Source organism: Botrimarina sp. (genome assembly GCF_040219535.1).
Lineage (GTDB): Bacteria > Planctomycetota > Planctomycetia > Pirellulales > Lacipirellulaceae > Botrimarina.
The window spans coordinates 247,070-269,386 of record NZ_JAVJSH010000006.1; the positions used below are offsets into that span (position 1 = coordinate 247,070).

General features: G+C 69.7%; 17 protein-coding genes and 1 tRNA gene. 10 read left to right on the forward strand and 8 right to left on the reverse strand.

All coding sequences use genetic code 11. The features are described 5' to 3' along the window. Nucleotides 1–13 precede the first annotated feature (13 nt). The 8 genes from RIC11_RS02880 to RIC11_RS02915 all read left to right on the forward strand — a co-directional run bounded on the left by RIC11_RS02880 (nucleotide 14) and on the right by RIC11_RS02915 (nucleotide 12,932). Nucleotides 14–3,052 carry a cation-translocating P-type ATPase gene (locus RIC11_RS02880; protein ID WP_350208327.1) on the forward strand — a complete coding sequence of 1,013 codons (3,039 nt, stop codon included), beginning with the start codon at nucleotides 14–16 and terminating at the stop codon, nucleotides 3,050–3,052. Continuing rightward, complete coding sequence (locus tag RIC11_RS02885) at nucleotides 3,049–4,050, forward strand: hydroxyacid dehydrogenase (RefSeq protein WP_350208328.1); 1,002 nt, start codon at nucleotides 3,049–3,051, stop codon at nucleotides 4,048–4,050. Before RIC11_RS02880 ends, RIC11_RS02885 begins: the two co-directional genes overlap by 4 nt. A 50-nt stretch (nucleotides 4,051–4,100) precedes the next feature. Next, on the forward strand, nucleotides 4,101–6,899 hold the full coding sequence (locus tag RIC11_RS02890; protein WP_350208329.1) for a cation-translocating P-type ATPase: 2,799 nt from the start codon (nucleotides 4,101–4,103) through the stop codon (nucleotides 6,897–6,899). A 158-nt stretch (nucleotides 6,900–7,057) separates the two neighbouring features. After that, complete coding sequence (locus RIC11_RS02895; RefSeq protein ID WP_350208330.1) at nucleotides 7,058–7,456, forward strand: hypothetical protein; 399 nt, start codon at nucleotides 7,058–7,060, stop codon at nucleotides 7,454–7,456. A gap of 77 nt (nucleotides 7,457–7,533) precedes the next feature. Then, nucleotides 7,534–8,994 (forward strand): TolC family protein, encoded by a 1,461-nt coding sequence (locus RIC11_RS02900; RefSeq protein ID WP_350208331.1) that lies wholly within the window; start codon nucleotides 7,534–7,536, stop codon nucleotides 8,992–8,994. Between the two features lie 395 nt (nucleotides 8,995–9,389). Next, nucleotides 9,390–10,946, forward strand: coding sequence for a sugar ABC transporter ATP-binding protein (locus tag RIC11_RS02905; RefSeq protein WP_350208332.1), 1,557 nt, complete (start codon nucleotides 9,390–9,392; stop codon nucleotides 10,944–10,946). Beyond that, nucleotides 10,939–11,952 carry an ABC transporter permease gene (locus RIC11_RS02910; RefSeq protein WP_350208333.1) on the forward strand — a complete coding sequence of 338 codons (1,014 nt, stop codon included), beginning with the start codon at nucleotides 10,939–10,941 and terminating at the stop codon, nucleotides 11,950–11,952. Before RIC11_RS02905 ends, RIC11_RS02910 begins: the two co-directional genes overlap by 8 nt. A 56-nt stretch (nucleotides 11,953–12,008) precedes the next feature. After that, entirely contained in the window at nucleotides 12,009–12,932 is a 924-nt protein-coding gene (locus RIC11_RS02915; protein WP_350208334.1) for a substrate-binding domain-containing protein, read from the forward strand. 32 nt (nucleotides 12,933–12,964) lie between these two features. On the opposite strand, the gene RIC11_RS02920 is transcribed toward RIC11_RS02915, so the two are convergent. The 4 genes from RIC11_RS02920 to RIC11_RS02935 form a co-directional block, all read right to left on the reverse strand. Further along, entirely contained in the window at nucleotides 12,965–14,101 is a 1,137-nt protein-coding gene (locus RIC11_RS02920) for a formylglycine-generating enzyme family protein (RefSeq protein WP_350208335.1), read from the reverse strand. A 92-nt stretch (nucleotides 14,102–14,193) separates the two neighbouring features. Then, nucleotides 14,194–15,486: a Gfo/Idh/MocA family protein gene (locus tag RIC11_RS02925; RefSeq protein ID WP_350208336.1), complete on the reverse strand. Its 1,293-nt coding sequence runs from the start codon at nucleotides 15,484–15,486 to the stop codon at nucleotides 14,194–14,196. A gap of 37 nt (nucleotides 15,487–15,523) precedes the next feature. After that, entirely contained in the window at nucleotides 15,524–16,432 is a 909-nt protein-coding gene (locus RIC11_RS02930) for a sugar phosphate isomerase/epimerase family protein (RefSeq protein ID WP_350208337.1), read from the reverse strand. Next, nucleotides 16,432–16,581: a PEP-CTERM sorting domain-containing protein gene (locus tag RIC11_RS02935; protein ID WP_350208338.1), complete on the reverse strand. Its 150-nt coding sequence runs from the start codon at nucleotides 16,579–16,581 to the stop codon at nucleotides 16,432–16,434. Before RIC11_RS02935 ends, RIC11_RS02930 begins: the two co-directional genes overlap by 1 nt. A gap of 317 nt (nucleotides 16,582–16,898) precedes the next feature. On the opposite strand from RIC11_RS02935, the gene RIC11_RS02940 reads away from it, so the two are divergent. Then, a complete protein-coding gene (locus RIC11_RS02940) occupies nucleotides 16,899–17,546 on the forward strand; it encodes a hypothetical protein (protein ID WP_350208339.1) in 648 nt (215 codons plus the stop codon). 50 nt (nucleotides 17,547–17,596) lie between these two features. Here the strand turns inward: RIC11_RS02940 and RIC11_RS02945 are convergent, their stop codons facing one another. Next, a complete protein-coding gene (locus RIC11_RS02945) occupies nucleotides 17,597–18,091 on the reverse strand; it encodes a thiol-disulfide oxidoreductase DCC family protein (RefSeq protein WP_350208340.1) in 495 nt (164 codons plus the stop codon). 172 nt (nucleotides 18,092–18,263) lie between these two features. On the opposite strand from RIC11_RS02945, the gene RIC11_RS02950 reads away from it, so the two are divergent. Continuing rightward, a tRNA-Arg gene (locus tag RIC11_RS02950) sits at nucleotides 18,264–18,337 on the forward strand. A gap of 660 nt (nucleotides 18,338–18,997) precedes the next feature. Here the strand turns inward: RIC11_RS02950 and RIC11_RS02955 are convergent. From RIC11_RS02955 to RIC11_RS02965, 3 genes are all read right to left on the reverse strand, one after another. Then, nucleotides 18,998–19,975, reverse strand: a complete 978-nt coding sequence (locus RIC11_RS02955; RefSeq protein WP_350208341.1) for an SUMF1/EgtB/PvdO family nonheme iron enzyme — start codon at nucleotides 19,973–19,975, stop codon at nucleotides 18,998–19,000. Nucleotides 19,976–20,125: 150 nt separating this feature from the next. Beyond that, nucleotides 20,126–20,821, reverse strand: coding sequence for a hypothetical protein (locus tag RIC11_RS02960; protein ID WP_350208342.1), 696 nt, complete (start codon nucleotides 20,819–20,821; stop codon nucleotides 20,126–20,128). A gap of 1,307 nt (nucleotides 20,822–22,128) precedes the next feature. Beyond that, the coding region (locus tag RIC11_RS02965; RefSeq protein WP_350208343.1) for a hypothetical protein at nucleotides 22,129–22,317 on the reverse strand (189 nt) is incomplete at its 5' end.

Below are 22,317 nucleotides of genomic sequence, written 5' to 3' on the forward strand. Positions count from 1 at the left end.
CCTCCCCCCACCTATGCCCCAGCAACAGCCCACAGAGCGAGAAGCGCCGCCGTGGCATCGCATGGCCTCGGACGAGGTGCTCGATTCACTCGACGCGAAGCGCGAGGGCCTCGGGCCGGAGGAATGTAGGACCCGCGCAGACGAGCACGGGCCGAACACCATCAAGACCGAGCAAAAGGTCAGCCCCTGGAAGGTGCTGCTCGACCAGTTCACCAGCCCGATGGTGTACGTGCTGCTCGGCGCGTTGGTCGTGACGCTCTCGATCCAGAGCTGGGCCGACGCGATCGTGATCGGCCTGGTGCTGGTGGTGAACGCCACGATCGGCTTCATCCAGGAGTACCGCGCCCAGTCGGCCGTCCAGTCGCTCATGGAGATGGTCTCCCCCAAGGCGCGCGTGCGGCGCGGCGGCGAGGAGAAACAGCTACCGGCCGAACAACTGGCGCCGGGCGACATCGTTCTCCTGGACCAAGGGGAGATGGCCCCCGCCGACCTGCGTTTGCTCGACTGCAAGGCGCTGCAGGTCAACGAAGCGGCCCTGACCGGCGAATCGGTCCCCAGCAGCAAGACGGCCGACGCCATGGAGGACGCCGGCGAGGACCTCCCCCCCGCCGACCAACGCAACATGGCCTTCATGGGCACGGCGGTCACCGCCGGACGCGGCGAGGGGGTGGTGGTCGCTATCGGCCGCCAGACGCAGCTCGGCCGGATCGCCGAAGACATCCGCGCCGCCGGCCAGGTCGAGACTCCGCTGCAGAAGCGGATGAGCCGCTTGGCGACTTGGATAGCCGTGGCGATCCTCATCATCGCCGCGCTGGCCTTCGGCGTGGGTCTCTGGATGGGCGAGAGCGTCGAGCAGATGTTCTTGCTGGCCGTATCGCTGGCCGTGGCGGCTATCCCCGCCGGGCTGCCGGTCGTGATGACCGTCGCGCTGGCGATCGGCGTGCACCGCATGGCGCGCCGCAACGCCGTGATCCGACACCTGCCGGCCGTCGAGACGCTCGGCAGCACCACGGCGATCGTGTCGGACAAGACCGGCACGCTCACGCAGAACCAGATGAGCGTCCAAGAAATCCTCGCCGCCGGCGGCGAGCGATACGAAGTGGTGGGCGAGGCCTTCTCACGAGAAGGCCGCATCGAACGCGACGGCGAGCCCGCCGACGCCCCCGAGGGCGGTCCGCTGTACTACGCGCTGCTGGCCGGCTCGCTCAACAACCAGGCGCAGCTCAAGGACTCGCAAGAGGAAACGCAAGGGCAGCAGCCCGACGAGCCGAGCGAAGAGCCGGCCCGCGACCAGGAGCTCCACGCCCAAGGCGACCCGATGGAGGTCGCCCTGCTGATCTCGGCCGCCAAAGCCGGACTCTCGCGCGCGGAGCTCTCGGAGCGTTACCCGCTGGTCGACGAGGTCCCCTTCCAAACCGAGAAGCGGTTCTCGGCAACCATCCACAATACGCCCGACGGCGACGGCCCCCTCGTGCTGATCAAGGGCGCGCCGGAGCGGGTCCTCCAAATGTGCTCTCACCAGCTGGGCGGCGACGGGCAGCCTGAGGACCTCGACCGCGACGCCTTCGAGCGGCAGAACGACGACCTCGCCGCGCAGGGCCTCCGTGTGCTGGCGATGGCGATCGGCCGCGGCGAAGAACGGGCCACATCGATCAAGGCCGACGAGCCGGAGGGGATGACCTTCGTCGGCATGCAAGGCCTGCTCGACCCCCCCCGCCCCGAAGCGATCGACGCGGTCGGCCGCTGCCGCGACGCCGGCATCCGCGTGCTGATGGTCACCGGCGACAACGCCCGCACCGCCGCGGCGATCGCCCAGAAGGTGGGCCTCGGCCGCGGCGCGGCGGGCGACAGGCCCAACGAGTCCGATCGGCAAGGCGACGCCGAGGCACAGCCGCTGCCGACCGCCCGCACCGGCCAAGAGTTGGCCGACCTCGACGACGAGCAGGTCGATGGCCTTCTGGAAGAGGCGGACGTGTTCGCCCGGGTGAAGCCCGAGCACAAGGTCCGCATCGTCGAGCGGCTCAAAGCCCGGGGGCAGGTGGTCGCCGTGACCGGCGACGGCGTCAACGACGCGCCGGCCCTGAAGACCGCCCACCTCGGCGCCGCGATGGGACAAACGGGGACCGACGTCGCCAAAGAAGCGAGCGACATGGTGATCACCGACGACAACTTCGCCAGCGTCTACAAGGCGGTCGAGGAGGGCCGCACCGCGTTCCGCAACATCCGCATGGCGACGTTCTTCCTGTTGAGCACCGGCGCGGCCGACATCCTCGTCATCCTCACGGCCCTCGTGCTCCGCTGGCCTTTGCCGCTGTTGCCCGCGCAGATCCTGTGGTGCAACGTGGTGACCAACGGCATCGCCGACGTGGCCCTCGGCTTCGAGCCTGGCGAGCGCGCCCTCTTCCGACGCCCCCCGCGGCCGATCAGCGAGGGCGTGCTCGACCGCTGCTTGATCGAGCGCTTGGTGCTGGTCGGCGTGTGGCTGGCGGCCGGCACGCTGGGCGTCTTTTACTTGGTGTACCAGCAGAGCGGCGTCGACCTCGCGCGGGTCGCCGCGCTCACGACGCTGGTGCTATTCCAAATGGTGCACGTGTTCAACTGCCGCAGCGAGGACGTGTCGATCTTCAAGAAGAGCCTGCTCGGGAACAAGGTCTTGCTGTGGGGCGTGCTCGCGTCGCTGGCGGTGCACGTCGCCGCGCTCTACATCCCTTGGACCCAGCGGCTGCTCAGCTTCGAGCCGCTGCCGTGGTGGATCTGGGGGGTGTCGATCGGCGTGGCGGCCACCGCGATCCTTGTGAACGAGGGCCACAAGCACTTCCGCCCCCGCGATAAGGTGAACCAAGAGACGTGGCCGGCTGGCTGGCTGCGGGAGAGCAGCCGCCGCGAAAGGGACGAGCCCGGCGTGGCCCCCGCCGAACTCGGCCGACGCCTGGCCGAGATCGAGGACACGACTCGGGAGAACCGCGAGCTGCTGGAACAGGTCGTCGCGAAGAGCGAGCGGCGCTCCGCGACTCCCCAACACCACCCACCCCAAGAGGCAGGAGAGCCATGAAAGTCGTCATTTTTGAACTCGAAGAGTGGGAGCGAGACCACGTCCAGCAGCTCTCCGATCAGCACCAGGTGACGGCGTTGTCCGAGCCGCTCACCGCCGAGAACGCAGCCGATCACAGCGACGCCGAGGTCGTGTCCACCTTCATCTACTCCGAATTGACCGAAGAGGTAATCGGTAAGCTGCAGAGTTTGAAGCTGATCGCCACCCGTTCGACCGGAGTAGACCACATCCCCATCGACGCGTGCGAGCGGCGGGGCGTGAAGGTGTGCAATGTCCCCAGCTACGGCAGCAACACCGTCGCGGAGCACGTCTTCGGCCTGCTGCTCACGATCAGCCACAAGCTCGACCGGGCGATCGACCGCACGCGCAAGGGCGACTTCTCTCCCCGGGGACTCCAGGGTTTCGACCTCCGCGGCAAGACGATGGGGGTCGTCGGTACGGGTGACATCGGCCGAGAGACGATCCGCATCGCGAAAGGCTTCCGCATGGAGGTCGTCGCCTTCGACGTGAAGCCCGACGAAGCGGCAGCCGACGAGATGGGGTTCGCGTACGCCGACATGGACGACTTGCTCTCTCGGAGCGACGTCGTGAGCCTGCACGTGCCGTCGAACGAAAAAACCCGCCACCTGATATCCGACGAGCAGTTCGAGAAGATGAAGCACGGCGCCGTGCTGATCAACACGTCGCGCGGCCCCCTGGTCGACACGAAGGCCCTTCTCAGAGCCCTGTCCGAAGGCAAGGTGGCAGCCGCAGGCCTCGACGTGCTCCCCGAGGAGCCCGTGATCCGCGAGGAGGCGGAGCTCCTCCGCAGCGTCTTCGAGGAGCGGCACAACCTCGACACGCTCCTGGCCGACCACGTGCTCGTGAACATGCGCAACGTCGTGGTAACGCCGCACAGCGCGTTCAACACCCGCGAGGCGGTGCAGCGGATCCTCGACACCACCGCCGAGAACATCCGCAAGTTCGCCGAGGGCGAGCCACAAAACCTTGTCGCTTGAGAAGCCCGCGAATCGAACAGCCAGCCCACGCCAGAGGAGCCTGCCTAGCCGTGCCCGCCCCCTACAGCCAACCCGCCGACGACGTGCTCCGCTCCCAAGGCGTCGAGCCCGACCGCGGCCTTGCGCCGGATGAAGTCGAGTCCCGGCGTGACCAGCACGGCCCCAACGAGCTGCGGAGCACCGAGCGCCGCAGCGTTTGGCGGCTCCTGTTGGGCCAGTTCAAGAGCGTCGTGATCCTGCTGCTCGCCGGCGCGGCGGTGATCGCCTTCGCAACGGCCCGCTGGCCGGAGGGGATCGCACTGGTGGCGGTGGTAATCGCCAACACGGCGATCGGCTTCGTCAGCGAGTGGCGCGCGGTGAAGTCGATGGAGGCCCTGCGCGCGAAGACCGACCAGCGTTTCCGCGTCCGCCGCGGCGGCGAGGAGCAAGAGACAACGATCGAAGAGATCGTGCCCGGTGACATCGTGCTCATCGAAGGCGGGCAACTCGTGCCCGCCGATACGCGTTTGCTCGAAGCCAACGGGCTGAAGGCCAACGAGGCGGCTCTGACCGGCGAGTCGGCCGCCGTCGACAAGCGGACCGAGCCCCTGGAGGAGGACACGCCGCTCGCCGACCGCATCAACATGCTCTACCGCGGAGCGAGCGTCACCAGCGGGTCGGGGGTGGGCGTGGTGGTCGGCACGGGGATGGACACCGAGATCGGCCGCGTGTCGCGGATGGCCGAAGAGGCCCAGAGCGAGACCCCCCCGATCCAGCAGCGCCTGGACAGCCTTGGGAGCCGCTTGGCGTGGTTGGCCATCGCGATCGCGGTCCTCGTGGCCGCCGGCGGGATCGCCGCCGGCCAAGAGTGGACCCTGATGCTCGAGACGGCCCTCGCCCTGGGCATCGCCGCGGTGCCCGAGGGCCTGCCGATCGTGGCCACCATCGCGCTGGCGCGCGGCATGTGGATCATGGCCAAGCGGAACGCGCTGATCAATCGCCTGACCGCCGTCGAGACGCTCGGCGCGACCCACGTGATCTTCACCGACAAGACCGGCACGCTCACCGAGAACCGCATGGCATTGCGGCGCCTAGTCACGCCGACCGCCGACAAGACGCTGCGGGACGGAGACCCCGAACAAAAAGCCGACGGCGACGGCTCCCTCGACGGCGGCGTCCGCCGCATGCTCGAGGCCGGCGTGCTGTGCAACGCGGCCTCGCTCGGCGACGACAACCAGCCCCCCTCCGGCGACCCCACCGAGGTCGCCCTGCTCAAGGGCGGGGAGTCGCACGGCGTGCGGCGCAGCGAGTTGCTCGACGCGCGGCCGCAAGTCCGCGAGGTCGAGTTCAACTCCGACGTGATGATGATGGCCACCTACCACGAGGCCGACGGCGGCCTGCTGGTGGCCGTCAAGGGCGCGCCCCGGCGGGTGCTCGAAGCTTGCACTTCGATCGCTACGGGTAACGGAGAGCAACCGCTCGACGACCACCAGCGCGACGAGTGGCTCCAGCGCGTCGAGCGGCTAGCCGGCGAGGGCTTGCGTCTGTTGGCCGTCGCCGAGAAGCGTGTCGACGACCAGCAAGCCGAGCCCTACGAGGGGCTCACTTTCCTCGGCCTCACGGGTCTGTTGGACCCGCCACGCTCCGACGCGCAAGACGCGATCGCCGAGTGCCGCAAAGCGGGCATGCGTGTCGTGATGGTCACCGGCGACCAGCCCACGACCGCCCGCGCGATCGGCGAGCAGATCGGCGTGTTCCGAGAGGGCGACCCGCCGCCGGTGGCCGGCGGCGACCTCCGCGACCTCGAGGACCTCGACGACGAGACCCACTCCCGGATCCTCAACGCGAGCGTGTTCGCGCGCGTCAGCCCCGAGCAGAAGCTCAACCTGATCCGCGTCTACCAAGAGGCCGGGCAGGTCATCGCCATGACCGGCGACGGCGTCAACGACGCGCCGGCCCTGAAGAAGGCCGACATCGGCATCGCGATGGGCAGGCGCGGCGAGGAGGCCGCGAAGCAGGTCTCCGACATGGTGCTCAAGGACGACCGCTTCGCCTCGATCGTGGCGGCGGTCAAGCAGGGCCGCGTCATCTTCTCGAACATCCGCAAGGCCGTGATGTTCATGCTCTGCACCAACGTGGCGGAGATCCTCATCGTGGCGGCCGCCTCGCTGGTCGGCGCGCCGCTGCCGCTGCGGCCGCTGCAGATCCTCTACCTCAACGTGCTGACCGACGTGTTCCCGGCCCTCGCGCTGGGCTTCGGCGACGGGTCCGCCCAGGTGATGCAAGAACCGCCGCGCGACCCCGGCGAGAGCGTGCTCACCAAGCGCCACTGGTTGTCGATCGGCGGCTGGAGCGCCGTCATCGCCGCGTGTGTGCTGGCGGGCTTCGCCGCGGCGCTCCAATGGCTCGGCTTCGACACGGTCCGCGCGGTGACCGTGGCGTTCCTCACGCTCGGCTTCACCAAGCTTTGGTTCGTGCTGAACCTGCGCGACCGCGGCGCCAAGCCGTGGGATAACGACATCGTCCGGAACCCCTGGGTCTGGGGCGCGTTGGTCTTGTGCAGCGGCTTGCTGTTGCTTGCCGCTTGGTGGTCGCCGCTGCAGTCGGTCTTGCCGACCGAGTCGCCCGGCTGGCAGGGGTGGCTGCTCATCCTCGGCGCGAGCGTCGTGCCGGCCCTGCTGGGGCTGTTCGTTCCTTGTCTCCCCAAGCGAAGGGCCGCGGCGGACCCTGCCGAACAGCCGACCCAAACCGAAAGCGGCGGCGGTGACCCCAACGACAGCGACTCGCTACACGAGCGGCTCGACCGGATCGAGCAGCCGAGCCAAGAGAACCAGCGCACGCTCAAGGCGCTGCGAAACGACTACGACTGAACCGCCGGCAGGCGCAACGCGCTTCGCACCGTGCCGCCAGCCGCTACCGAAAGGGCTCGTGGTGCTTGTTCCGTTAATACCACCTCCGGGTATGGCCGAAAGAGGAGCTTAGCGACCGCGCCGGCGGACCGAGGGACCTCACGCAGGGGGACGAACCGTTGATCATCAGGCGTCCCCGCCGCGTGCTGCTGACTCTGCTAGCGGCGGCGGCGTGGCTGCCCGCGACCGCCGAGGAGCGCGTGCCCAGGCCGGCGGCCGGCCCGCAGCCCGCCCGGGCCGCCGCCGATGCGGGCGCCGTGCTGCCGCTAGCGACCGCGGGCCCCGCCGTTTTGCCCCCGTTGTCCGCCACCAGCTCGGGGTGTTGCCTGCAGCCCCTGCTCCGCTGCAGCGGCCCCGACTACCGCGGGTGCACCCCGCGGATCTACTACGGGACCAACCCGAACGACGACGACTTCGTCCGCGAGCTCGAGAGCTACCCGCCACACGCCTGGTGGCACGAGCGTGCCCTGCGGATGGTCGTCCGCAAGAAGCGGGTCGCCGAAGTCCTCGACCACTAACGCGGACCGGCGCGCGGCGAACTGCGCGGCCGCGTGACGCCGTCGCCCGCCCCGACCACCGGCAGAGACAACCCGCGATGCGTGCCCCGCTCTTCTTGCTGATCGCGCTGGCGGCGGTGACGGCCGCGTCGGTCGAGGGCGTTGCGCAGCAGCCGCCCCGGGATTCGTTGCGGGTCCGGGACGTCCCGCGCGGCCCGATCGACCCTCGGCCGCCCACGTCGCCCGACGACCTGCGGCCGGGCGTTGGCGAGCGGTTCACTGAGCCGCCGCCGACGCCGCCGATGCCCGAGTCGCTCGCCGGAGCGATCGAGCCGTCTGGCGAGGCGCCGCTGACGCTCGCCGCCATCGAGGCCCTCGCCTGCGCCAACAACCCGACCCTCGCGCAGGCCCGCGCCCAGATCCAGGGCGAGCTGGGCAAGGCGGTCCAAGCCGGCCTGCCGCCGAACCCGACCGCCCGCTACGTGGCCGAGCAGATCGGCGTCGGCGGCACGGCCGGCGAGTGGCAGGGGCTGGAGGTCTCGCAGCGGATCGTGACCGCGCGGAAGCTCGAGCTGAGCCGCGCCAAGTTCTTGCACCTGACGCGGGCCTCCGAGTGGCGAGCGCTGGAGCAAGAGTACCAGGTGCTTAACGACCTGCGCATGCACTTCTGGATCGCGCTGGGCCAGCAGCAGAAGGTGACGATCCTCGAAGACCTGCTCAAGAACGCCGAGGACCGCGTGCTGACCGCCCGCGAGCTCTACAACGCGGGCCAAGCCAACCGCGCCGACCTGCACGACGCAAACGTGCTGCTGCAAACCGCCAGGCTCAACCTGCTGTTGGCCCGCAACACCCTGCAGCAGAGCTGGTGGGAGCTGGCCTCGCTCGCCGGCCTACGCATGCGGTGGACGCCGCTCGAGGGAGACCTCGAGGGGCCGGTGGCCCCGATCGACTTCGAGGCCGCGCTGGAGCGCCTGCTGGCGGAGAGCCCTCAGGTCCTGGCCGCGCGGGCGAAGCTCCAGGCGGACGAGACGAAGGTCAAGCGCGAGACGGTCGAGCCCGTGCCGGACGTCGTCGTGACGTACGGCGTCGGCCGGAACTTCGAAGCGACCGACACCACGCACAACGCCGGCCTCCAGGTGGAGCTGCCGGTCTTCGACTGGAACCAAGGGACGATCCGCCAAGCGGAGGCCGACGTCGTGCGGCAGCGCGCAGAGATCGACCGGATCGAGCTCACCCTGCAGCGGCAGCTCGCGCGGGTTTACCAGCAGTACCTCACCGCGATGCAAAACGTGCGCAGCTACCAAGAAGTCATCGTGCCCGAGTCGCGCCTCGCCTACGAGGTGCTGCTCGACGCGTACGAGGAGGACCGCGTCGAGTGGCCACAGGTGCTCGACAGCCAGGCCAACTATTTCCGCCTGAAGTCGCAGTACATCGACCACCTGATCGCCTGGCGCAGCAACGAGACGCTCATCGCCGGCTACCTGCTCGATGGCGGCCTCATGCCGCCGACCGGGCCCGAACCGCCGGGCCACATCTCCGCCGTGCCCAAGCCGCGCTAGGCGGCTGGGCGGCGATCCTCGCGGAGCGTCACCAAAGACGACTTCGGGCGGGCAGCTGCCCTTCCACACGTGCCCGCTCAAGGCATTCGGTTAGAGGCCGGCCTGCGGCCACCGTGGGTCCACCAACTCGAGACAGGCGCGACCGCGGCCACCGCGGCGGCGAGCAGGCGCAGCGCCCAAGCGCGGTGCGGGGCCAGACGAACGGCAGCTTTCATCAAAGCCCCTCAGAGTGAATCGGGAGGTCCAATTTACCACGGCGTCGCGCTCGCTTAAGAAGAAGAGAAGAGCCGCCTTGGTTGGCCGCGAGGATCGCCCGCGCGGCGCGTCGGGGTCAAGGGCTTCGGCGCCAGACCTTTTCGGCTACCTCTTCCACCGCGCACGCTCGTTCGCCTCCGATGCCCCCCAGCCGACACGACACGCCGCCGCCGCTGCTGCAAATGCGCGGCGTCACGAAGCGGTTCGGCCCGGTTGAGGTCCTCAGCCAAGTCGACTTCCGACTCGACGCGGGCGAGGTCATGGTGCTCGCGGGCGAGAACGGCGCCGGCAAGAGCACGCTGATGAAGATCCTGGCGGGCGTCCACACCGAGTACGACGGCCAGATCGCCATCGACGGCCAGCCGGTCCGGTTCGCCAGCCCGAGCGACGCTGTCCAGCACGGCGTCGCGGTGATCCATCAGGAGTTGTCGCTGATCGGCCCGATGTCGATCGCGGACAACCTCTTCCTCGGCCGGCCGGACACTCGCCTGGGGTTCGTCAGGGACAATCGGCGCCGCGCGAAGGCGGCCCGGTGGCTCGATCGGCTCGGGATCGACGCCCCGCCCGACCGGCGCGTCGAAGACCTGCCGATCTCCACACAGCAGCGGCTGGAGATCGCCAAGGCGTTGTCGCTCGACGCGAAGATCCTCGTCATGGACGAGCCGACCAGCTCCCTCACCGCGCCGGAGGTCGAGCGGCTGTTCGCGTTGATCGCGGAGCTGAAAGCCCAGCGCGTGGGGATCGTGTACATCAGCCACAAGATGGACGAGATCGAGCGGGTCGCCGACCGTGTCACGGTGCTGCGCGACGGGCGCCTGGTCGCGGCGGCGCCGGCCTCCGAGGCGCCCCCCGCGCGGCTTATCTCGTGGATGGTCGGCCGCCAGATCAACGAGCAATTCCCGACGCCGCGCCGGCGGCCGCGCGAGGCCCGCCTGGAGGTCGATGGCCTGAGCGTCGCGTCGGCTTCGGGCCGCGGGTTGGCCGTGCGCGGGGCGTCGTTTGCGGTGCGCCGGGGCGAGGTGCTCGGCGTTGGTGGGCTGCAGGGGTCCGGCGCGAGCGAGCTGCTGCTCGCGCTGTTCGGCGCCGCGCGGCGTGTCGGCGGCACGGTCCGCATCGACGGCCGCTCGACGCCGATCACCTCGCCCCGCCGAGCGATCCGCGCGGGGGTCGCGCTGCTGACCGCCGACCGCAAGACCTCCGGCCTGGTGCTGCCGATGTCGATCACCGCCAACACGACCCTCGCCAGCCTCGAGCGGTTCACCACCCTCGGCTGGCTCGCCCCGCGCCGCGAGCGCCGCGCAGCCCGCCGCCTAGCCGACACGCTGCGGCTGAGGGCCGCGCGGCTCGACATGCCCGTCGGCGCGCTCTCCGGGGGCAACCAGCAAAAGGTGGTGCTCGCCAAGTGGCTGGAGACCCGCCCCCGCGTGCTGCTGCTCGACGAGCCGACCCGCGGAGTCGACGTGGGCGCCAAGCGCGAGATCTACGACCTCATCGACCGCTGCGCGGCCGACGGCATGGCGGTCGTGCTGATCTCGACCGAGATGCCCGAGCTGCTCGCGGTCAGCGACCGCCTCCTAGTGATGCACCGCGGCCAGATCACCGCCACGCTGACGCGCGAAGAAGCCACCGCCGAGAAGGTCCTCGCCGCCGCTATGGGCGACCCCCGCAATACGACCCGAGCCGCCGAGCATGCCTGAGACCCCCGACGACCGATCGCGCCCCCGTGTCGGCACGCTGCTCGCTTCGCCGGCCGCCCGCGCGCTGGCGGCGTTCGCGCTCGTGCTGCTGCTGGGCCTGGTGTTCAACGCCGACGGCGCGTTCTTCAAGCCCGGCGTGCACCGCGACGCGCTCCGCCAGGCGTCGGTCTACGGCATCCTCGCTTGCGGCATGACCCTGGTCATCACGACCGGCGGCATCGACCTGTCCGTCGGCAGCGTGCTGGCGCTGTCGGCCGTTTGCAGCGCGACGATGGCGATCTACTGGGGCTGGCCCCCCTGGGTCGTCGCGCCGGCCAGCGTGCTCGTCGGCGCCGCGTGCGGGCTCGCTTCGGGCGTGGTCACCGCGTGGCTGCGGGTGCAGCCCTTCATCGCGACGCTCGCCATGATGGTCTTCGCCCGCGGCCTAGCGAAGCAGGTCGCCGGCGGCGTCAAGGTGTCCACCGCTGTGCCCCAGCCGGACGGGACCTACGAGTACGTGGGCGTGCCCACGCTGTTCCGCGCGATCGACGCGCAGGTCCTCGGCGGCGCCGTGTCGGTCGTCACGCTCGTGTTCCTCGGCTGCGCGGCGGTCGCCTACCTGGTGCTCGCGCGCCGGCGGCTCGGCCGCGAGCTGTACGCGATCGGCGGGAACAAGGAGGCCGCCCACTTGTCGGGCGTGCCGGTCGTGCGGTCGACGGTTTGGGCGTACGTGCTCTCCGGTGCGCTGGCCGGCGTGGCGGGCCTCTGCCAGGCTAGCCAAGAGCAGCAGGGCGACCCCGAAGCGGGCGCCGGCTACGAGCTGACCGCGATCGCGATGGTCGTCATCGGCGGCACGAGCCTCATGGGCGGACGCGGCGGCATGGGGCTGACGATGCTGGGGGTGCTGACGATCGGCTACCTCGACAAGATCCTCAGCATCAACGCCGTCCCCTCCTCGACGCGGCTGATGCTCACCGGCGTGATCATCGTGGCCGCCGTGCTCACCCAGAAGCGCGGACGCTACTGACGACGCCCCACCCCCCGACGCACTCCGATCCCACTCCTCAGCCCCTTCGCCTTGCTATGCCGCGAATCCTTTGCCTCTTGCCGCTCGCTGTCTGCCTGCTGTCGTCGGGCTGCACGCAGGGCGACGGCGCCGACGAATCCGCTCCCGGCGCCGGCTCGGGCCAGCCGCGTTGGACCATCGGCATGAGCCAGTGCAACCTGGGCGAGCCGTGGCGTGTGCAGATGAACGCCGACCTCCAGCGCGCCGCCGACTCGCACCCCGAGGTCGAGCTGATCCTCAACAACGCCGACAACGACACCCTCAAGCAACGCGCCCAGATCGAAGAGTTCGTCAGCGCGGGCGTCGACCTGTTGATCGTGAGCCCAAAAGAGGCCCAGCCGCTCACCGAGCCGATCGCCAAGGCCTACCGCGCAGGGATCCCGGTGATCGTGCTCGACCGGCAGGTGCTAGGCGACCAGTACACCTGCTTCATCGGCGCCGACAACCAAGCCATCGGCCGCGCCGCCGGCGAGTGGGTCGCCGCCAACGCGCCGGAGGGGGCGAAGGTCGTCGAGCTGCAGGGGCTGATGACCAGCGTGCCCGCCCAGGACCGGCACGCCGGCTTCCTCGAAGGACTCGGCGACGCCGGCGAGATCGTCTTCGCGGCCGACATGCAGTGGCTCGAACCCCAGGCACGCAAGGAGATGGAGTCCGCCCTCGCCCGGCTCGAAGACATCGACGTCGTGTACGCGCACAACGATCCCGGCGCGCACGGCGCGTACCTGGCTGCGAAGGCGGCCGGCCGCGCGGACGAGATGCTCTTCGTGGGCATCGACGCGTTGCCCCACGAGGGCGTGGCCTACGTGAAGCAGGGCCTCCTCGACGCCACGTTCGAGTACCCGACCGGCGGCCGAGTCGCTATCGACACGGCGCTGGAGATCCTCCGCGGCGGCGAGGTTCCCAAGTCGATCGAGCTCGACACCGCCACGCACACGCAGTAAGCCCCGGGTTCCGGCTCTGCCAACGCCCGGCGTCATCGTGCGTGCCGCTCGATCGCGGCGGGCAGGGCCGGGTCGACCAGCCCGCGTTCGCCCCGCCCTTCCTCGTCGATCCGGAAGTCGGCGACCTGCTGGACCCGCCGCACGTCGGCTTCCCAGTACTTCGATTTACGCTCCGCCGGCGGCGCCGCGTACGGGCGGACGATACGGAAGCCGACGTCTTGCGCGTCGTCGTAGGCGAACCACCACGGGCTCTTGGGCACGTTGGGGTCGTAGTCGCGCCACAGGTCGTCGTCCGACGCGCGGCGTGCGGTGCAGGTCGCCTTGTCGATCGGCAGGTAGGCCGAGCCTCCCTTGAGCACGCGGGGGAAGAGCTTGGTCGGCCAGCGGACCGGCGGCTCGCCGAGCGGCCCGTCCGGGTCTTCGAGCGGCTCGGCGTCGTGCGAGTCGAGGACCCACTCGCTGGCGTTGCCCAGCGTGTCGTAGAGGCCCCACGGGTTGGGCTCTTTCGAAGCGACCGGGTGGGCAGCCCGGTCCGAGTTGCCTTCGTGCCACGCCGTCTCGTCGGTCGCGGCGACCGCGTCGCGGCCGGCGCGGCAGGCGTGGACCCACTCGGCCTCGCTCGGCAGCCGGTAGAAATCGCCCGTGAGCAGGCTGAGCCACTTCGTGTACTGCTTCGCCGCGTACTGGGTCATCGACACGGCCGGCAGGTCGGGCGCCTCGCCGGAGTCGAACGTGAAGCCGGGGTCGTACAGCTTCGACGGCGCGGTGACCGCGTCGGCCTCGTTCGCTTCGGTCACCGGCCGCACGCCGGCGTCGTTGAAGCGCTCGAACACGTCGCACAAGTTCATGTACTGGCGGTACTCGGCCCAGGTGACCTCGGTGCGAGCGATCCAGTAGGGCGCCAGCTCGACGACCGTCGGCGCCGCCCCCTCGGGAACGGGGAGCTCGACCCGGCCGCCAGCGACCGGCTCCATCCAGAACGTCACGTCGGTTCCCGGGATCGTCGCCTGGTACCCGACCAGGAACTTGCCGTTGTGCTCGACGCACCGGCCCTCGGCCGGCGCGGCGTCGACCACGCCCGGCCGCTCGGCCGCGCGGCTCGCTTGCCCACCGACCAGCACCCACACGGTGGCGAGGGCCAGCCGGTTCATCGTGTCGCTTCTTCCCATAAGGATGCTCGAAGAATCCGCCGTTGATCGCCCCGGGGGCTGCGCCGATAGCCGACAGCCGACAGCCGACAGCCGATCGCCACCCCCTCCGCTCACACGTGGTGCGTCACGCCGGGGATCGCCACGGTCGGTTCCGGCGCGTCGCCCCAGCGGTACTCGCTGGGACCGAGCCGCTGGCTGTCGGAGATCGCCTCTTCCCACGAGAGCGTCTTGCCGCTGTAGGCCGACATCCGCCCCATGTGGGCGATCCGGGTGCTGTTGACCATGTAGTGGCCGTTGTTGATCGGCTCGCCGGCGCGGATGCTGGCGAAGAACTCGACGTGCTCGTTGTCGTACATGCTCGGCTTGGGGCCGTCGTACCGCCACTCGCCGGAGGGGCCCTGGATGCGGTGGGCGAGGATCTCGGCCGTCCCTTTCGTGCCGCGGACGGTCTCGTCGACGCGGGTCGAGCAGCCGTCTTGCTGGCGGCACGTGAAGTAGACCCCCTGCCCCGTCGGGTACTCGTAGAACACGGTGAAGTGGTCGTAAACGTTGCCGTACTTCGGGTCGGTCCGCTGCTGGCGGCCGCCGATGCCCAAGGCCTTCGCGGGGCTTTGGTCGCCGAGCAGCCACGCGGTCTTGTCGAGCGAGTGGATCGCTTGCTCGGCGATGATGTCGCCCGACAGCCAAGTGAAGTAGAGCCAGTTGCGCATCTGGTACTCCATGCGGCTCCAGCCGGGCTTGTCGCCCCGGTGCCACAGCGTGCCGGTGTTGTAGTTCGACTCGATCGCGACGATGTCGCCGATCGCGCCGTCGGCGATACGCCGCATGGTCTCGCGCACGCCGAGGTCGTACCGCCAGCAGAGCCCCGACACGACCGCCAGGCCCTTCTGCGCGGCGGTCTCGCAGGCCTGCGAGACCTTCTCCGCGCCGGGCATGTCGGTCGAGATCGGCTTCTCGATGAACACGTGCTTGTCTTTGTCGACCGCGTACGCGAAGTGCTCGGGGCGGAAGTGCGGCGGGGTGGCGAGGAGCACCACGTCGACGCCCGAATCGATCACCTTCTTGTAGTTGTCGAAGCCGTCGAACACGTGGTCCTCGTCGACGGCCACGCGGTCGGCGATCGCCTCTTCGAATTGGATCGCCGCCAGGCCGCTCTTCGCGCGGTCCATGAACGCGTCGCCCACGGCGGTGAGCTTCGCGTTCTTGTCGGCGGAGAGCGCGTTGATCGCCGCGCCGCGGCCCCGTCCGCCGCACCCGACGAGGCCCACCTTGAGCGTCTCGTCGGCGCCCGTGTGCACACCGGCCCGCAGCGGGCCGGCGCCCAGGGCGGCGAGCGTCGATCCGGCGGCGGTCTGCTTGAGAAAGCCCCGGCGGCTCGCGCCGTGCGATTCGTTCTTGGGCATCGTTGCGTTCCCTTGCCCGTTTCGGCGGGTTTGTGAGTCAGCCTAACAGCACGGCGTCCATCCGCCGCGCGATGTCGGCGAGCCGCTCGCGGCCGCCCCCCTGCACCTCGGCGGTGCACCACCCGGTGTAGTTGATCTCGGCCAGGGCCTCGCGGACGGCGGGCCAGTCGACGTCGCCCTCGCCGATCTTGCAGAAGCCCGCGTCGGCGCCCCAGTCCTTCACGTCGAGCTTGACGATCCGCGAGCCGAGCGTGCGGACCCACTGTTCACTCGGCGAGAACTTCTGGCAGTTGCCGATGTCGAAGTACGCGCCGACCCACGGGCTGTCGATCTCGTCGAGGTAGTCGCGGAACAGCTCGGGCGTTTCGCAGAAGCCGTTCCACACGTTCTCGATCAGCACGCGCACGCCCAGCGCCGCGCACAGCGGCAGCGCCTTGCGGATCTCGGCGATCGAACGCGACCAGACCTCGTCGTGCGTGGCCTCCTCGTTCACCACGCCCGGCGCCAGCAGCACCGTGTGGCCCCCCATCGCCGCGCAGTCGCGGAGGGCTTGCTCGAGGATTTCTCGCGCGCGGTCGCGGGTCGCTTGATCGGGGGCCGACATCCGCACGTGCCAGTGCTTGCTGTTGACCAGGCCGTGGATCGGCATGCCGGTCTGGGCCGCGGCGGAGCGCAGTTGGTCCACCGGCGGCGCGCCGGGGCTCACCAATTCCATGCCGTCGAAGCCGACCTCTCGGCACAGCCGGAACCGCTCGACGGGGGGCCCGTCGACCTCGATCATGCCCCACTTCACGGCCTTGCGCAGCGTCTGGCCGGCGTCGGTCGGCGGGGGCGCCGGCTGGCCCTCGGCCCGCGCGGGGGTCGAGCAAGCGGCCGCCGCGGCGGCCGCGGTGAGGCCAAACCCCCGGCGGCTGACCTTGCCGGCTGGCGTGGCGGGGCTCGGCATCACTTCTCTCCATTACGGCGGGCGAAACCCACGGCGCCCAGGGCGCCCAACAGCATCGGGCCGGCCGGCGGCTCGGGCACGGCGGCCGGCTGCGCGGCGGCGGTCGCCGCCGCGGCGCAGCAAGCCAGCAGCATCGTTTGTCGCATCATGAGGTCGCTTTCTAAGATCGCAAAGGGAAAAAGGGGGGTAGGTGCTTCCGAAGCGGTCGCCCGGGTCGTCGCGCGACCGGGTTTGGCGCCATTCGACGCAGCTCGGCCGCTGAAGCAAGGAGATTGTCGAGAATACGCCGGCTCAGAACGCAGAAAACTCTGGCTCGACTCTTGCTATGCCTTCCGGCGGTCATGACAATCTAGGAAGGTGGCGGAGCTTGGTCTGCCCTGGCGGCTTGCGGCCTTTCATGGTCGCCGGCGCCGGCGGTGGGCGCCCGACTCCACGGCCTGACGCACCACGAAAGAATAGCCAATCCATGAAATTGCGCTGCGTATCGCTGCTGAGCGCCGTTGCCCTTGCGCCGCTTGTCGTGCAGGCCGAGGTGCACCTGGTGTGCTTCGACGAGCCGAAACTCCCCCTGATGGAGCCTACGGCCCCGCCGTCGCTTAGCGACTGGGCGCCGGGGCGGCCGACGGCGTTCGATTCGTCGACCCCCTCCAGCAAAGCGGCCGGCGTGGGCCTCGGCGCATCGCGTTCGCTAAGCGGCCAACTCCCCTCGCCCGCGTCGATGGCCTCGTCCGGCGCCTTTGGCGGCGGTGGCGCCGGCGGCGGCCCCGGCAGCTTCAACCGCCCGGGCCGGCCCGCTTTCGATTGGCTCGGACCCGCCGGCGCGAACTTGGATTACCTTGACCAAGAGCAGAGCGATTCGGAAGAGAGCGAATCGGACGAAGCAGCGGCTGGCGCCAGCGGGCTGATCACCTCCATCGATCCGCCCCAAGTCCAGTTCGCTCCGGACTCGGAAGTTGGACCGGCCTACTTCTCGCCCGGCGCGATCAGCTCAAGCCGCTCGCCGCTGTCGTCGCCGCTTCGCGGAGCGAGCGCGCCGGAACCGGCGTCGCTGGGCGTGTGGTGCCTGTTCGGTCTGTTGGGCGCCGGCGGCTGGCGCCGCGGCGTGCGGCGGTAGGGTCACCTCCGCTGGGTTCACCGTCGCTGGGTTTACCCGCGGCCGGCCTGTCAGTCGCTCGGGACCGCGTCCGCCTTGCACGAGCGATGCCCGCTGAGCCGCGTTTTCGATCCCTCGTCGGCGCCATCGGGCGCCACGCCGCACGCGGAGTCGCAAGCCGCGTCGCACCGCCGGCCGGTTAGCCGGAGTCGCTGCTTGGCGAACACACGGTAGCCCCAGTCGAGCACTTGGCTCACCCCCGGCGCCCGGCTCAGCCAAGCGAGCGGACCCAGCCCCACCGCGCCGTACAGCTGGCGGAACACCTCAACGCCGGTGATCCAGCGGCCCTGCGCGTCGCGGCCGTGGATCTCTTCCATCAGCTCGCCGTGGGTCTTGCCGTAGCGGGCCGCCGAGAAGCCCTCGGCCGCGATGTCCGTGAACCGGATCCGGCCGCGCCGGTCCATCCGCCGGATCAGCGCGATCTCGCGCCGGCACAGCGGGCAGTCGCCGTCGTAGAAGACCTCGACCCGGTAGGGCGAGACCGGCGGTAGGGGGCGGGAAGTCATGGGAAACTGTAGGTCGTCCCGAGCCAATCGGCGAGCCGCGCCGTGCGACGGGCGAAGGCGGAAGGCGGAAGGCGGAAGGCGCAGTCGCCGGCCCTCCGTTGCCTTCCGGGCGGGACCTCGATACCTTGCAGGGCTCGACCCGAGCACGGCGGCCGCCCCGCCCCCGTGCCCTGGCCCCGTGGCGCAATTGGATAGCGCGTCGGCCTCCGAAGCCGAAGGTTGCTGGTTCGAATCCAGCCGGGGTCACTCCGCCCCGCGGGGGCCCGGTTGGGCTGGCGCGGGCCCTTCTTCGGGCCGCCGATCTTTTTGGCCGCCAAACGCGGCAAGCCGCCGCTCAAGCGTTACGTTACGCGACACACAATCCAATCGCGCGTAACGCTAAATCGGCCCGATTCGGCGGCTAAGCCGTTGCTGCGCCTGGGGTTGGTGATCCGTTACACGGCCCGGCGCTGTAACGTTATTCGCGGGGCGGCGCACCGATCCAAAACCGGTCGATTGTCGCCCCCCCGCGCCCGGCCCGGCCGCGAATTGGCCGCGCGCGGGCCGACGAGCCCTTGAGCCGAAGCGACGGGGGAACGAACCACGACGGGCGCGACGGCTCGCCCTGCGGGGCCGGGCCGCTCGGCGGCGAGCCCTAGCCGAGTCGGGGGTGGGAACCACGAAGGAACCAAGGAACGAAGGGGAAGCCGCACGCGCGGCGGGCACACGTGCGGCGGCTCAGCTTCGTCGTCCATGAATTCCTGGCGGGAGGGCGCCGGCCAGGAGGAGCTCGTAGGGCGCCATCCCGCGAAGCGGAATCGCACCATCGGCGCCGCCCGTGCGGTGCGATTCGGCTTCGCCGGATAGCACCCTACCAAACTCATCCGCTTCGCGTGCGAGCACGCCGTTCGCGTCTTGATCTGGAGCTTAGAGTCGGGACATCCTTCGGCGGTCAGCCGAGGAGGCGAGGAAGCCGACAAGAGCCAAGTTTAGTGACAAAGCCGATGCGGGCTCGGGAACTGCTGCGACACGAAATCCAATCTGGGAGGAGCGGCCAGCGAGGCTATCATCTCCTCCCAGAACCGATAGAGGAAAGGCATTCGTTACCAAGCCGGCTTGCCCGCCTCTGACGCCGCGCGTGTCCGGTGAAAGTAGCGATGTTGGATCGCCGAAGAGAGTAGTCTCCTGCCACTCTTCGACGTTACCGCCCTGTGCGATGGTCCCAAACGGGCTCGGGCCACCTGATTGAGTTATATCTGCCAAACCAGTCGGTTGATTCCAAACCGCAGTCCCAAGCTCCGTCCCGCTGGCCACCGGAGTTGGCGGCTCGTCGCTCCCGGTCGGGTAGTCCCAGTACGCATCGAGTGTTGGGTCGTAGTACGCCGCCTTGTACCACTCGTCGACACTTGGGATGAAATACTGCGACAGCGAGTTGCGAAATGGGTTCTGCGGGTCGTAGCCCACGTCGCCGGGAGACCACAGCTGGAACTCACCGGCGCCGTCGAACTTGTAGGCCGGCGCGGCGCCCTTTTCGGCGTTCAGCCAGTTGACGAACCGGGCCGCCTCGAACCAACTGAGCCGGGTCGCCGGTTTGTTGGGCACGCGGTCGTCGATGGTGATTGCGAGCGGATCGCCGGCCGCCTCGCTCAGCTCGTTGGCCTTACGGATCGCTTGTTCGGGGACTTCGTACTTGCCTATGCGGTACGTGTATCCGACCGACCCGGCAGGGTTGGGCGCCCCGGTCGTGTCGGCCGGATTGCCCGGATCACCGATCGTGACGAACGGGATCTCGAACGCCAAGTCGCCCGAGCCGAACGTGTCTGCGGTGCTGGGCGGTGTAGCCGAGACGACGGCTACGAAGAGCGCGACGCCGTGCAGGGCGTGCGAGTGGGTCGATCTGCGCATTGGGTGAGGCCTCGGGTTGTCTGTCCCTTGGTCTGACCCTAACACGATTGGCCGATATCGTGGCCAAAAAAGAGCGCCGCATGCCCTTGCGCGTCGCGGGTGGGCATGGTGTTCGGCCTCCAGAATACCGCCTGCGGCCTTGAGCTGCCGCTAGCGCGTGCGGCTTAGCGGCGGCGAGGGCTTTGGGGCGGGCGCCGGGGAGAGCAGGCGCTGGAAGGTCGTGGCGGCTGGTTTGGGGCGGAGCTCTTCGGCGCCGAGGCCGAGGTGGTACTCGTTCTCGTCGACGTGGAAGCCCTCGATCGCGTCGCGGTGGCGGGCCAGGTCGATCGCCGAGTACCAGTAGACCCGCTCGGCCGGCGCCGCGGCGGCCTCGGCCAGGCGCCGGGACTGCTCGGCGAACAGGCCCGGCGCGGCCGCGTCGAAGTCCCAGGTGGCCAGCCCGGTCTCGGTGATCCAGATCGGCTTGTCGGTGTGCTCGGCGATTAGGCGGACCTTGTCGCCCCACCCGCGCCAGGTTTGGAACCAGTCCCAGTTGGGCCGATCGGGCCACCACATGCCGGGGAAGCCGTGGATCGCCACAACGTCGATATCGTCTAGCGCGTGGTGCGAGTCGATCAGCCGCAGCCAGTGGTGGTCGACGGGGATCATGCCCCCGAGCACGGTGCGCTTGCCGGCGTCGTGCGCGGCGGCGGCCGCGTGCCGCAGCGTCGTGGCGCAGAGGCCCGATATGCCCTGCAGCTTTCTCAGCCGCCGGAACCGCAGCCGGATCGAGTTGCGGTTCCAGGGCTCTCCATCGGAGTCGCGGAACAGCTTCCCCTCGTGGCGCAGCTCGACCGGCCGCTGCACAACCGCCGCCGCCGGGTTGGCAGTCGTGGGGCCGCAGCCCGCTCGCCTTGAGCTTGGCCGGCAGCGACTCGCCGAACGTGATCAGCACGCTCTTCCGCGCAGCGACCGTCGAAGGGGCGCGGTTCTTCTGAAGCGTGCATTTGGAACACGCACGCGCGTCAAGGGGTCGCCAGAAAGACGCTCAAACCGCGGGAGAGAGTCGGGCTGAAAGGATTTGAACCTTCGACCTCTGCGTCCCGAAACCGCGTATCCGAGTCCCCAAAATCGGCGTTTCCTTCGAGGATTGCCGTAGCTTATCGGCTCGCAAACCCCTTGCAAACAGGCGCATTGCTTCGCACGCGTAATTACGGGATAGCGGTACGTTGGCAGAACTCACCGAGCGCGCAAAACGGTACATACCGTTTTGGCAAACCGGCTGTTTCGGTTGGCTCGTCGACCGCCTGCGGCGCCGTAATAAACTGAGTTGTGAACCGCCGCTCTTCCGTTGGGTGGGGCCGCAGGACGGCCGAGAAGGACCCGGGGGCGGGTGGTAGTAGTAAGAGCCAGAAAGGCCGCCCGGCCTCGGTAGGCGATCGCCGGTCTGCGGCGGCGGCGCCCCCGACGGCGCCCTCGCGGGGGACCCGTTGTTCTTCCTACCGAGAAACGCGTCGCCGCGCGTCCAAACTCCCGCCGATCGGGGCGCCGCCTACGGCGCGGCGGTGGGGCCGTTAGAACCTAGGGCCCGCCCCCCGGTCGGGTCCTTCCGGGCGGGGCGCCCCCGCCTTCGGCGGTCTTGCCATCGAACGGCCCACGTGCGCGGCGCCGGCGCGGGGCTCTCTCTTTTATCTGCGCCGCGCTCGGCGCGTCGGCGCCCGTTTTCTCGCCGTCATAAACGGCGGCGGGTAGGTTCTCGGCGGCGGCGCCGCGCGTCCCTCCCGCTGGGAACAGCCGCGATAGGGAACATTGGTTACCGGGGCCGACGCGTCGGCCGGCCAGAAACCCCATTTTCCCGCCATCATAAATGGGCAGTCGGGGCGGAGGCAGCCGACCGGGCCGCCGCGACGGTCCCCCCAGAACACTCTTTTACTGCCAAAAAATGCGCGAGGGGGCCCCTACGGTCGGCACGCGTGCGCCCACAGAATCACGAGGCCCCCCCGTTGAGCGGCCCTTTTTATGCGTCGGTTTGTGTCGGTTTCCACCATCGGCGCGGTGCTACGCGCCCAGGTCGTCGTACCGGTCGAGCGTCAGCTCGGCGACGCTCACGCGGCCCGGCGTGTGGGGCGAGGGGGCGGTTCTCGTCGGCGTTGACAACTCGCCCGCCGGACGCGTCACAGGTCGATGGGCCGGCCGGCCGTGAACTCCAGCGGCCTGTCGCCCGCGGCAGTCACTCCGACGCTTTCCCGTACGGACACCAGCGTGTCGTACACGCCGTTGGCGATCGGGTCGAGCTGGACAGACTCGCCCGTACGCGTGTGGCTTTGCACGACGCCCGCGCCGGCGGGCGTGGTTGCGATCAC

Coding starts and splice junctions, on each gene's coding strand:
- RIC11_RS02880 (WP_350208327.1), top strand. CDS start 14: ATGCCCCAGCAACAGCCCACAGAGCGAGAAGCGCCGCCGTGGCATCGC.
- RIC11_RS02885 (WP_350208328.1), top strand. CDS start 3,049: ATGAAAGTCGTCATTTTTGAACTCGAAGAGTGGGAGCGAGACCACGTC.
- RIC11_RS02900 (WP_350208331.1), top strand. CDS start 7,534: ATGCGTGCCCCGCTCTTCTTGCTGATCGCGCTGGCGGCGGTGACGGCC.
- RIC11_RS02905 (WP_350208332.1), top strand. CDS start 9,390: ATGCCCCCCAGCCGACACGACACGCCGCCGCCGCTGCTGCAAATGCGC.
- RIC11_RS02910 (WP_350208333.1), top strand. CDS start 10,939: ATGCCTGAGACCCCCGACGACCGATCGCGCCCCCGTGTCGGCACGCTG.
- RIC11_RS02915 (WP_350208334.1), top strand. CDS start 12,009: ATGCCGCGAATCCTTTGCCTCTTGCCGCTCGCTGTCTGCCTGCTGTCG.
- RIC11_RS02920 (WP_350208335.1), bottom strand. CDS start 14,101: ATGGGAAGAAGCGACACGATGAACCGGCTGGCCCTCGCCACCGTGTGG.
- RIC11_RS02925 (WP_350208336.1), bottom strand. CDS start 15,486: ATGCCCAAGAACGAATCGCACGGCGCGAGCCGCCGGGGCTTTCTCAAG.
- RIC11_RS02930 (WP_350208337.1), bottom strand. CDS start 16,432: ATGCCGAGCCCCGCCACGCCAGCCGGCAAGGTCAGCCGCCGGGGGTTT.
- RIC11_RS02935 (WP_350208338.1), bottom strand. CDS start 16,581: ATGATGCGACAAACGATGCTGCTGGCTTGCTGCGCCGCGGCGGCGACC.
- RIC11_RS02940 (WP_350208339.1), top strand. CDS start 16,899: ATGAAATTGCGCTGCGTATCGCTGCTGAGCGCCGTTGCCCTTGCGCCG.
- RIC11_RS02945 (WP_350208340.1), bottom strand. CDS start 18,091: ATGACTTCCCGCCCCCTACCGCCGGTCTCGCCCTACCGGGTCGAGGTC.
- RIC11_RS02955 (WP_350208341.1), bottom strand. CDS start 19,975: ATGCGCAGATCGACCCACTCGCACGCCCTGCACGGCGTCGCGCTCTTC.